Raw genomic sequence first — 11,215 nt, 5'->3', positions numbered from 1 at the left:
TTGCTTTTCTTTAGCTGCGACTTCTTCCGCTGGCGCCACTAAGATTACATTGCCTGTTTTACGCATTGATAAGCCTTTGCTTTGCACAATGATGTCCAAAGCTTGATCCCATGGCACATCTTTAAGCCTTAGCGTTAAGTTGCCTGTTACGGTATCACTGGTGATAATATTGAGACCAGTAAAGTCTGCAATCACCTGCAAGACTGAACGCACTTCAATATTTTGGAAATTTAGTGACAGTTTTTCACCCGCGTAACCTGGTTTAGCACCACGCACCAATTTGTTTGGGTCATCGACAATTTGACGTACATCGATAATGAATTTTTTATCAGCCTGATAGGCTGATTGCTCCCAATTACCTTTAGGCTCAATGACAATTTGGCTGTTTCGACCTTGTTTAATGGTATCGACAAAAATAACTGGCGTATTAAAGTTGGTTACATTCAAACGGCGCTGCAGGTTAGCTGGTACCTCAGTGTTAATAAAGTCAACAACAATGGTTTTGCCTTTTTGCTTGATATTGATACCTGCAGAGGGGTCTGACAGGTCAACAATCACGCGGCCTTCACCATTTTTACCGCGTGCAAAATCTACATTATTGATTGAGAATTGCTTTTGTCCCAAGGTGGGTTCAGCAAATTTAGTCTCGACGGCCGTAGTTGCGCTGGCTTCATTTGCTTGCAACAAGATTGTTATTTCACTGCCATTTACCGTAGTGGTGTAGGCAACATTTTTTGACAAATTAAGCACTAGACGTGTTCGCTCTTTGGCTTGGGCAAGTGTAACGCTTTTTAATGAGCCTTGATCTACCTTGATATTGCTTTTTTCTAGACCGTTTGCAACGCCTGGAAAATCAAGGGCAATTCGTGCTGGATTATTTAAGGTAAAGCCAGCGGGGGCATTGGCTACGGGTTCTGTTGTTTTAATTAAAACTGCAACCCTGCCACCCGGCAATGATGAGAAGTCCACGCTTTCAATTTTATTAGTGAGTGTGGCTTGCTCTTCCGCTAGCAAAAAACCTGAAGTTACAGTTAACCCAATTAACAAAATTGCCTGTAAAAATTTGGCCATCCATGTGTTATTTTTCATCGTATCACCTTAAATTTCTAAATACTTCAAATAGAGGTTCGAGTTACGTAGCTATTCTTGCAAAGCCAAATTTGAAACTCGCTCTATCCAATCCCCCGAAAGCTCGTCTTGCACAATCTCTTTTAGTACGACTTCACTATCCGTAATTTGCGTTACCATACCAAAATTTTGACCCACATAATTACCAACTTTTACTTGCTGCACTCCATTATCAGGTGTCAACAATAAGGCATAAGTTAATTTAGTTTTTGATAATCGACCAACAAATTTAATACTCTCAAGCGGATAAGCTTCCATCGGCTCTTTGGGCCGACTCAAATTGGGTTGCAATATGCCTGATTTAGTAAATGCCTTACGCGATCTAAAGGGGTCACTTAGTTTGCCGTCTGCATTGTATTGCAAGGCTAAATAAGGCTTAACCTCTGGCAAGGGCTTAATCTTTGGCACCATGGTGTTTTTAGACTCGCGAATGAACTTATCAAGATCGTCCCCGTCTTCACCGTTGCAGGCTACTAAGCCAATGCTCAATAAACATATAGAGGTAGCTTTAAACCACATTGCTTGAGCTGATTCTGATTTTGTTCGCAAATTCACTGGCCTAATCAACCTTTCCCACCTGGTTTATTTTTGGAAGCGTTTCTTTTCGAAGCTATTTCATCAGCATCTAAATAACGATAGGTTCTTGCGGTTGCTTCCATCACTAAAACCGCATCGGTAGCTTTAGCATCTTTACCACCAGATACTACAGAAATGTCATTTAGCGTAACGATGCGTGAAAGTTTTGATATATCTGTCGCAAAGGCACCTAAGTCATGATAGGTTCCTTGTACTTTAATTGCGATAGGCATTTCAGCATAAAACTCTGCTTGCGTTTCTTGTCCTGGTTTAAATAATTCAAATTCCAAACCACGGTTTAGGCCTGCCTGATTGATGTCTGTCAGCAATCCGTCCATTTGGGATTTATCTGGCAACTGTTTTAATAATGCACCAAAGGTCTTTTCAATTTCTACCATTTGTTGCTTATAGCCTTCTAAATTAACAGCTTGCGCCTGTTTATCTAAAAAGGTTTGACGTAATTCTTGTTCTTTTGCCTTTGCTGTATCAAGCTCTGTGAATGCATCTGTCCATAAAAAGTAATATCCCGCAGCAAACAGAAATACGAATATAACGGCCAGCAACACGGCTTTTACCGCCGCAGGCAAACTACCAGCATTATTAATATCAATATTATTAAAGTCTTCTAACTTCATGGTTGACTACCACCCTTGACTGGTTTGTCTTCAGTTTCTACTTTAGGCACTTTAATATTAACGTTTAAAGCAAAAGCATTTTGCTTGAGTGTGTTAACAAGTACTGATTTAATTTCAACCAAATTCGGTAACTCCAGCCAATTGGAGGTTGAAAAATTACGTACCAAAGTTGCAACACGCGCATTGGTATCGGCTACACCTTCCAAAGAAATGGTAGTACCTTGCTGTTTAATTGATTTCAGGTACATGCCTTCAGGCAGCTGACGGCTCAACTCATCTAACACTACTACCGCTTGGCTACGATTGGTTTGCAAGTTTTCAACCACCTGCTTACGTTCTAGCATGGTGCTGATTTGATCTTTTAAATCCTTAATATCGGCAATTTCTTTATCTAGCTTTACAATTGCAGCATCCAAACGTGCATTTCTTTCAGCTTGGGCTTCAATTTTTGCGTTGATGAATGTGTAGCCCAGAAAAATCACGACAGCTGCAGCAACGGCAGAGAACAAGGACATCAAACCAAACTCGCGCTGGCGCGCTTCGCGTCTAATTTGACGATGAGGCAGTAGATTTACGCGAATCATATTGATAAACCTCGCATTGCAAGGCCACATGCGATAAGAAGCGATGGCGCATCTGTCGCTGCTTGCTGCTGTTTAAGTCTGGTATTGATGGCCATGCTGTGAAATGGGTTTGCCACAATGGTATGCACTTGCGTTCTATCTTGAACCGCTACATCAATCGCTGGAATTGCTGCACATCCGCCAGCCAACACAATATGATCGATACGATTGTATTGTGTTGAGCTCGTGAAGAATTGCAAAGCGCGCGCAACTTCCATTGATAGCGATTGCACAAAGGGTTGCAACACTTCGCTATCGTAACTCTCAGGCAAACCGCCTTTGCGTTTAGCAATCTCGGCTTCTTCTAATGACAAACCAAAGCGTCGTTGAATTTCTTGCGTTAACTGACCACCACCAAAATTCTGCTCGCGTGTATAGATAGATTTATTATCATGCAGCACATTGATGTGCATCATTGAAGCGCCAATATCAACAATTAGCACTGTTTGCTCGCGCCCTGAATTGGGCAGCTGACTTGCAACTAGCGTATAGGCGGCTTCCGTTGCGTAATTCTCAACATCCATGACCGTTACTTTTAAGCCTGCACCTTCTGCTGCGCCCACACGGTCTTCAATTTTTTCTTTACGTGAGGCCGCAATCAGCACCTCCACTTCATCGGGATTATTTGGGGCAGGGCCGATGATTTGAAAATCGATATTCACTTCGTCTAACGAGAACGGAATATATTGATTTGCTTCCGCTTCTACTTGCGCCTCCATATCCTCTTCACGCAAACCTGCCGTCATCAGTACTTTTTTACTGATTACTGCAGAGGCTGGCAAAGCCAGTGCAACGCGCTTTTCTCTAGAACCTAGCAACTTCCACGCTTGCTTAATGGCATCCGCCACCTTTTCAAGGTCGCCAATGTTTCCGTCAACGATGGCGTCTTTAGGCAAAGGCGCGGATGAGTAACCTTCAAGCTTATGGCCGCCGCGTCCGTCATCTGAAAGTTCTACCATTTTAATAGCAGTAGAACTGATATCAACTCCTATCAGAGGCGGGGTTTTATCTTTAAAAAAGCTGAATTTCAAATTGAAATTCCTTTTCTGTTATCGTTAGTTACGTTCATTTCTAATAATTTACATTAAATCCTATCAACAACTTAAAGCCCTGTAAAGCAATTTTTTATTCGTAAATATTAATGTAATTTTTATTTAACACTTTTTAACGCTTTATTACATAGTTTATTAGCGTGCTGCAGCATAGCAATTTATAATGATGTCGATTCTTACTGAGTGAAATTCTAATACTTCATGACTCCTACCAAATGGTGGCACTATATCTTGCTGGCAATCGTTGTTGGCGGTTTATCTTTACTCGCATTAGTGGCCATCGCAGCCGCCATTATCTACCCATCCTTACCTTCACTTGAGGCATTGACTAATTATCAGCCAAAATTACCCTTGCGCGTCTACTCCGAAGACGGTTATTTAATCGGCGAATTTGGTGAGGAGCGCCGCGCATTTATTGACATCAACCAAGTACCACAAAATTTAAAAGATGCTGTTTTAGCCATTGAAGACCGCCGTTTCTATCAGCACAGTGGCATTGATACCACAGGTGTCTTACGTGCGATCAAAAACAATGTCACTGGCAAATCGCATGAAGGTGCCAGCACCATCACCATGCAAGTGGCCAAAAACTTTTTTACACCGCCAAACGGCAAACGCACTTTAATTACCAAAATAAATGAATCCCTTTTAGCACTTAAAATTGAGCGCACCTTATCCAAAGATAAAATCCTTGAGTTGTACATCAACCAAATTTACTTGGGGCAGCGAGCTTATGGTTTTGCCGCCGCCTCACAAGTCTATTACGGCAAAACTTTAGAAAAACTTAATTTAGCTGAAACTGCACTTTTAGCTGGGTTACCAAAAGCGCCGTCTGGCTACAATCCATTCTTGAATCCAAAACGCGCGATTGGACGCCAACAAGAAGTATTGCGTGATATGCGCCGATTTGGCTTTTTAAAAGAAAATGACTATCAAGTGGCGCTAAAACAACCGCTACGCTTTAAGGTTAGCAAGCAATCACGTGACTTATCGGCAGACTATGTGGCAGAAATCGTACGTGATACTTTGTACGCGCAGTATCAAGATGAAATCTATAGCAGTGGTCTTAATGTGTTCACCACCATTCGTAAATCGAATCAAGAGGCCGCCAACAATGCCGTTCGCGAAGGCATATTGAATTATGAATTGCGTCATGGCTATCGCGGCCCAGAAAAAACACTAGACCTTGACGCATTGCAGGCCAACGAGGCCTCAGGCTCAAACAAGAAAAGCGCACTTGATAACGCCTTAGATGATTTTGAATCCTTTAATGGCTTCATACCAGCAATCATCACCAACATCACGCCAAAAGAAGTGCATGCGCATACTAAATTTGGCGATGAAATCGTTATCAATGGAAAAGGATTAACTTTTGTCGAAAAAACACTCAACGAAAAAGACCCTGCTAAACGACTGCTGAAAAAGGGTGCTTTGATTCGTGTATTGAATACGAAAAATGATAAAAGTGCCGATAGCTGGCGCATTGTCCAGCTTCCACAAGTGGAATCTGCCTTAATCGCGCTTGACCCTGAAAATGGAGCGGTACGTGCTTTGGTAGGCGGCTTTGATTTCAATCGAAGTAAATTTAACCACATCACACAAGCTAAGCGCCAACCTGGCTCTAGCTTTAAACCTTTTATCTATTCTGCGGCTTTAGAAAAGGGCTACACTCCTGCGACCATTATGGAAGATGAGCCGTTGAACTTCTCTGCTGGCGAAACCGGCAATAAAGCTTGGGCGCCGCAAAATTATGACAATACCTTTGAAGGCCCAATTCGTTTAAGAAAAGCATTGGCGAAATCTGTCAATACTGTGGCGATTCGTTTGCTTCAGGATATAGAACCCGCCTATGCTCAAAGCTATATCACACGCTTTGGTTTTGCAGCAAAAGATCATCCTGCCTACTTAACAATGGCACTTGGCGCAGGCACTACTACGCCATGGCAAATGGCTAGTGCTTATACGGTATTTGCCAATGGCGGCTACCGTGTAAAGCCAAATATAATCACTAAAATTGTCGACCATAATGGCAAGGTCCTGTTAAGCACCAAGTTTGATCACGCCAGCAACGGCGCGCCGCGCGTGATCGATGCACGTAATGCCTTTATTATGAACTCTATGATGCAAAGCGTAGTTCGAAACGGCACAGCCGCCAAAGCACTTAAGCTAGGTCGTAGCGACATTGCTGGCAAAACAGGCACTACCAATGATCATAACGATGCTTGGTTTGCGGGATATAGCCCAAAACAAGTAGCGATTGCCTGGATTGGCTTTGACCAACCACGCACCTTAGGCAAAGGTGAAACGGGCGGTGGGGCGGCATTGCCGATTTGGATTCGCTACATGGAAACCGCTTTAAAAGGCGTGCCTGAGGTTGCCATGCGCATGCCAGACGGCGTAGTTGCCATTAACATTGACCCCACAACAGGTACGCGTGACGAAAATGGCATCGTCGAATATTTTTACCATGAAAACCCGCCGCCCATGGTTAATGCAGACTTACCGTCATTATTTGAAGATACTCAGAATTCTGACGAATCTGGATTTAATTCGGTACCATTGAATCAACCGCAGCAGATATTGCAGCCGGAAATTACATTGCCTCCGAGCCCTGCAAATAAACCAGCACCCCCTGCACCAAATGCCGCGCCTAAAGCTGAGCATGCGGACGCGCAAAAGAATGCCGCAAAATTATTAAATTCCAATTGAATCCCATAATTTTTAGCCATGGCCAAAGAAAATTTACAGCAACTGCGGCAATTAATTGCCCAGCAAGCCGCCAGAATGATGGCAGAAGACGGCATTTCAGATTTTGCCTATGCCAAGAAAAAGGCGGGTCGGCAAGTTGGCACTTCAGATAACGATGTTTTGCCCTCGAACGCAGAAATTGAAGCCGAACTCAAACTTTACAATGCCTTGTACTTAAGTGATGAACAACCAGAAAACCTGCGTAAGTTACGTGAAAGCGCACTTTTTACCATGCAACTTTTGGCCAAATTTAATCCACACTTAACGGGTGCTGTGCTGGATGGCACCGCAGGATTGGGCTCAGAGACGCATATACATTTATTTGCTGATAGCTTAAAAGACGTTGAAATGTTTCTGCTCAACCAAGACATTCCGTTTGAAACCAACGAAAAAACTTACCGGGTAATGAATGATGGTAAGCGTGATAAAAAGGGCGATAATCGCAAAAAAATCCCGGTTTTCTCTCTGGAAATGGTAACGGGCGTCATCAAACTCAGCGTCTTTGAAGTGGATGAAATTCGCATTGCTACCAAGCGCACCGCGGATGGTAGCAATGCAGAGCGCGCCAATATTCAAGATGTTAAAGCTTTGCTAAACGTAGCTTAAAGGCTAGTTACTGCAAGTGACTACTTTGCCAATCACGCACTGTTTGATTGTAAACTTCAACCTCAGTTTGCAGTAAGCCTGAAGCTTCGCAAATAGCGATAGATTCAATTCTAAAACCCGTAGTTGCATCAACTGCTATTGATTGATTTTGTATTTGTGGGCAATCCAACGTTTCGGCATTCTTTTTTTGCGTCTCTATTTTTATTAAGCGGAAGTTCCCCGCTTGAATATCTTGGTTTGCCACCGACTTGCCACCTTCATTTTTAATGCGCACTAGAGTAGCTTCAGTCATGTGTAAGTTTTCAGCAGATTTAGGTGAAGCCAAACCGCGCATATTAGGTTTTTCTGCTAACTTCTTAGCTGTCACGTTATCTTTAAGCGCGGTCGAGCTAGCCAAAATTTCTGGTGGAATCTCTTTTGTTAACTCCGCATCAGCACTCACCGCATTACCCTGATCTATAGGCGCTGGCGCACTTGCAACAAGTGAGGGCACTTGTGGAACGGCTTCGGCTAAATCACTATTTTTAAGATTCTCTTGGTCATTTTTTGACGCTAGGATTGGACTGACAGGAGCCGACTTGGCAGATTCAGCTTTAGCTGCTGATGGCATTTCCGCTGGAGAAGGCGCAGCAAGTACAGCGGCTTCTCGCTGAGACTCAACAGAAGCCGCTTGTGGCGCTTGCACTAAGGCTGAATCTTCTGATTTGTACTCAGATTCTTCTATTGGCTTAGACATTTGCCAAATTGCATCGTCTGGCTGTCCATGCCAAACAACCACCACAATCAGCACTGTCGCAACCGCACTGCCCAAACCTACTGAATGCCAACTTGGCCCAAACCATTCTTGCATCCAATTGCTGAATCGCACTGCCCAACTAACTGGCTTAACTTTAAGAGCTTTATTTGCATAAGCCAACACGGCAGAGCGCGCAGCGTCACTTGGCGCTAAATCTTTATCTGGCGCATGTTTAAGTGCTTGCTTTAAATGCTCATCATGCAGACTCATGCGGTATTTTCCGACTCAAAAATTGGCTGCAAATGCGCACCCATGCACAACCTGAGCTTAGAAAGCGCGTAGCGTAAACGGCTTTTTACTGTTTCAAATTCAGCATTCAACACCTGTGTCATTTCATCCAAGCTCAACCCATCTTCATGGTGCAACAAAAAAGCCGCGCGCTGCAATGCTGGCAAGCCATCTAAACAATGTAACAACTGCTGACCTGCATTGCGCCAAAAGACTTGTTGTTCGGTTTGGTCAGCTGTGGATGCAGGCCATAATTGCCATGGCGTTTCGCTATCATCATCCTGCCAGCCTTCGTCCACCGAAAACTCGCGCCCACCTTTACGCAAAATATCCACCGCCCGATGATGCGCCAGCGTATAAAGCCAAGTTTTAAATGCCACACCATCACGCGGCTGCCAACTATCGCGCGCATCCACCATGCGCATCCATGTATCCTGAAACACCTCATCCACCTGCGCCGCCAAAGCCGTGCCCAGCACACGACGCAAATACCGATAAAGCGGCTTTTCATGCCGCGCATACAAAGCTTGAAAAGCCTTGCCATCACCAGCGCAAAATTTGCGCATCAAAACATCATCAGAAATTGAAATATCACCCATGTGATAAGTGTGTCATTAGAGAGTTAAACGGTCAATGTATGGCGATGGGGTTAAAACAACTTTACATTTACCAAAGACAATTTAGCTAATTGCTCAATATTAAAGTATAGGAGCTTAAAAGTAGGTGCTCTGCGAACCGCATGGATATTGGCTCGCAGAGCAGGTGTTTCAAAGTTCTTAAGCAAGAAATCGTGAAACTTCCATGCCTTTCTCATCCCCTGCTACCGCGCCGAGCAGCGCAAGCTTGATGGGAGTTTTCGGCAAGCGGCTGTTTGAGCCAAGTGATTTTATTGGCGAGTTTCCGATTGCCGCCCATTAAGCTGAGCGGCGCAGGAAACAAGCGGTAGGGGGTGTCCTTTTGTTTGGTTACTTTATTCTGGACAAGCAAAATAAAGTAACTCGCCAGTCGCGCGAAAGCGACAACTTACAACTGCGCAATGCATTATAGCAATTACGCTCTAAGCTTACTTTACTGATTGCTTTAGCAAAGTTTCTACTTGTGCTATTCGCCACTTATATAGGATGTAACAAGCAAAATAAGCAAGACTTCCAAATAGTACAAGACAACAAATAACAATGTTTAACCAATAATTTAATATTTGAGGAAGCAGAATAAAATTAGTTGCTGATGCAAGAACGGCAGCAATTTGAAGCGCAAACGAAATGAAAAGCAACAGCGAACCAACTAAGTATTGTGTAGATTGCACTACTGCTGCTTGTGCAAAAACTAAGTTAAAGTCCCAGTAGGTTTTCGAAACTGCGACTAGCTTTGCCTTACTAGTAAATGCTGAGGCATACGCAAAACACACTGAGGCAACAAAGCCTGACGATGCTGCAATTAAAGTAAGTAATAGTTGCTCAGTCATAATTATAGTCAACCTATCCCTTCAACCACCGCGCCGCATCCATCGCATAATAAGTCAAAATTCCATCCGCGCCTGCGCGTTTAAACGCCAACAAGCTTTCCATTACGCAAGCCTTTTCATCCAACCAGCCATTTTGCGCAGCAGCTTTCAACATGGCATACTCACCACTCACTTGGTAGGCAAACGTTGGCACACCAAACTCATCTTTCACGCGGCGCACAATATCCAAATACGGCATGCCTGGCTTCACCATCACCATATCTGCACCTTCTGAAATATCTAGCGCGACTTCTTGCATGGCCTCGTCGCTATTAGCTGGATCCATTTGATACGTGTATTTATTGCCTGAACCTAGATTGCCTGCCGAACCCACTGCATCGCGGAATGGACCATAAAATGCAGATGCGTATTTAGCCGAATAAGCCAAAATTTTGGTGTGAATATTACGTGTGCTTTCTAAGGCCTCACGAATTTGACCAACGCGGCCATCCATCATGTCGCTTGGCGCAACAATGTCGGCACCTGCATTGGCGTGAGAAATGGCTTGTTTAACTAAAACCTCAATAGTTTCATCATTCATTACATAGCCAGTGTCATCAATCAAACCATCTTGACCGTGCGTAGTGAAGGGGTCTAACGCCACATCTGTCATCACACCGAGTTGCGGGAATGCAGCTTTTAATGCTTTAACTGCGCGCTGTGCTAAACCATCTGGGTTGTATGCTTCAGCCGCGTCTAGGCTTTTGTATTTGCTATCTACCACTGGGAATAGAGCAATCAGCGGAATGCCTAATTCAACACATTCAGCCGCTGTTTTAAGCAGAACATCAATGCTTTGACGTTTAACACCCGGCATAGAAGCGACTTCTTCAGTGCGATTTTCGCCATCTAACACAAACACTGGGTAGATTAAGTCATTAGCTGTCAGTACATTCTCACGCATCATGCGGCGTGAAAATTCATCTTTTCGCATACGGCGTGGGCGGGCATATGGATAGCTCATTTTTTGTTACCTCGATTCAATAATCAACAACAAAATTACTACAGATTAAAAACCCTAGCCAACTCGACACCTGGGTCTGGCTGACGCATAAACGCCTCGCCTACTAAGAAGCCATGAACATCATTATCAGTCATCAGCTTCACGTCTTCTGGCGTGAATATGCCTGATTCTGTGACCACAAAACGGTCGTCTGGCAGCACTTTTAATAAATCTAGCGTAGTTTGCAAAGTCACATCAAACGTACGCAGGTTACGATTATTGATGCCAATTAAAGGCGTATGCAATTGCAGAGCCAATTCCAGCTCTTGTGCATCGTGCACTTCAACCAGCACCGCCATGCCAAGCTCGTTAGCTA

11 protein-coding genes and 1 pseudogene are annotated in these 11,215 nt (G+C 43.8%); 2 read left to right on the top strand and 10 right to left on the bottom strand.

Translation table 11 applies throughout. The annotated features are described in order from the left end of the window. From HOO90_RS11175 to HOO90_RS11155, 5 genes are all read right to left on the bottom strand, one after another. A partial coding sequence (locus HOO90_RS11175) for an AMIN domain-containing protein (protein ID WP_292843070.1) occupies window positions 1-1,089 on the bottom strand: 1,089 nt, incomplete at its 3' end. A 51-nt stretch (window positions 1,090-1,140) separates the two neighbouring features. Next, entirely contained in the window at window positions 1,141-1,647 is a 507-nt protein-coding gene (locus HOO90_RS11170; RefSeq protein ID WP_292843068.1) for a pilus assembly protein PilP, read from the bottom strand. A gap of 44 nt (window positions 1,648-1,691) precedes the next feature. Further along, the gene (locus HOO90_RS11165) at window positions 1,692-2,339 is read right to left on the bottom strand and encodes a type 4a pilus biogenesis protein PilO (protein ID WP_292843066.1); all 648 of its coding nucleotides are present in this window, start codon (window positions 2,337-2,339) and stop codon (window positions 1,692-1,694) included. Then, complete coding sequence (locus HOO90_RS11160) at window positions 2,336-2,923, bottom strand: PilN domain-containing protein (protein ID WP_292843064.1); 588 nt, start codon at window positions 2,921-2,923, stop codon at window positions 2,336-2,338. The genes HOO90_RS11165 and HOO90_RS11160 overlap by 4 nt, the downstream gene beginning before the upstream one ends. Further along, a complete protein-coding gene (locus HOO90_RS11155) occupies window positions 2,920-3,993 on the bottom strand; it encodes a pilus assembly protein PilM (protein ID WP_292843062.1) in 1,074 nt (357 codons plus the stop codon). Before HOO90_RS11155 ends, HOO90_RS11160 begins: the two co-directional genes overlap by 4 nt. A 222-nt stretch (window positions 3,994-4,215) precedes the next feature. On the opposite strand from HOO90_RS11155, the gene HOO90_RS11150 reads away from it, so the two are divergent. Further along, window positions 4,216-6,723 carry a penicillin-binding protein 1A gene (locus HOO90_RS11150; protein ID WP_292843060.1) on the top strand — a complete coding sequence of 836 codons (2,508 nt, stop codon included), beginning with the start codon at window positions 4,216-4,218 and terminating at the stop codon, window positions 6,721-6,723. Between the two features lie 18 nt (window positions 6,724-6,741). Further along, window positions 6,742-7,368: a hypothetical protein gene (locus HOO90_RS11145; RefSeq protein WP_292843058.1), complete on the top strand. Its 627-nt coding sequence runs from the start codon at window positions 6,742-6,744 to the stop codon at window positions 7,366-7,368. Window positions 7,369-7,375: 7 nt separating this feature from the next. Here HOO90_RS11145 and HOO90_RS11140 read toward each other — a convergent pair whose 3' ends face one another. The 5 genes and pseudogenes from HOO90_RS11140 to trpC form a co-directional block, all read right to left on the bottom strand. After that, window positions 7,376-8,374 carry a hypothetical protein gene (locus HOO90_RS11140; protein ID WP_292843056.1) on the bottom strand — a complete coding sequence of 333 codons (999 nt, stop codon included), beginning with the start codon at window positions 8,372-8,374 and terminating at the stop codon, window positions 7,376-7,378. Further along, window positions 8,371-8,991: a sigma-70 family RNA polymerase sigma factor gene (locus HOO90_RS11135; RefSeq protein ID WP_292843054.1), complete on the bottom strand. Its 621-nt coding sequence runs from the start codon at window positions 8,989-8,991 to the stop codon at window positions 8,371-8,373. The genes HOO90_RS11140 and HOO90_RS11135 overlap by 4 nt, the downstream gene beginning before the upstream one ends. A gap of 464 nt (window positions 8,992-9,455) precedes the next feature. After that, the gene (locus tag HOO90_RS11130; protein WP_292843052.1) at window positions 9,456-9,857 is read right to left on the bottom strand and encodes a hypothetical protein; all 402 of its coding nucleotides are present in this window, start codon (window positions 9,855-9,857) and stop codon (window positions 9,456-9,458) included. A gap of 13 nt (window positions 9,858-9,870) precedes the next feature. After that, entirely contained in the window at window positions 9,871-10,860 is a 990-nt protein-coding gene (gene hemB / locus HOO90_RS11125; RefSeq protein WP_292843050.1) for a porphobilinogen synthase, read from the bottom strand. Between the two features lie 38 nt (window positions 10,861-10,898). Further along, window positions 10,899-11,215: pseudogene (trpC, locus tag HOO90_RS11120) on the bottom strand (indole-3-glycerol-phosphate synthase TrpC); the annotation flags it as partial.

Source organism: Methylotenera sp. (genome assembly GCF_013141425.1).
Classification (GTDB): Bacteria; Pseudomonadota; Gammaproteobacteria; order Burkholderiales; family Methylophilaceae; genus Methylotenera.
Note: the sequence above shows the minus strand (reverse complement) of the source record. Positions and strands in the feature narration are given on the sequence as shown.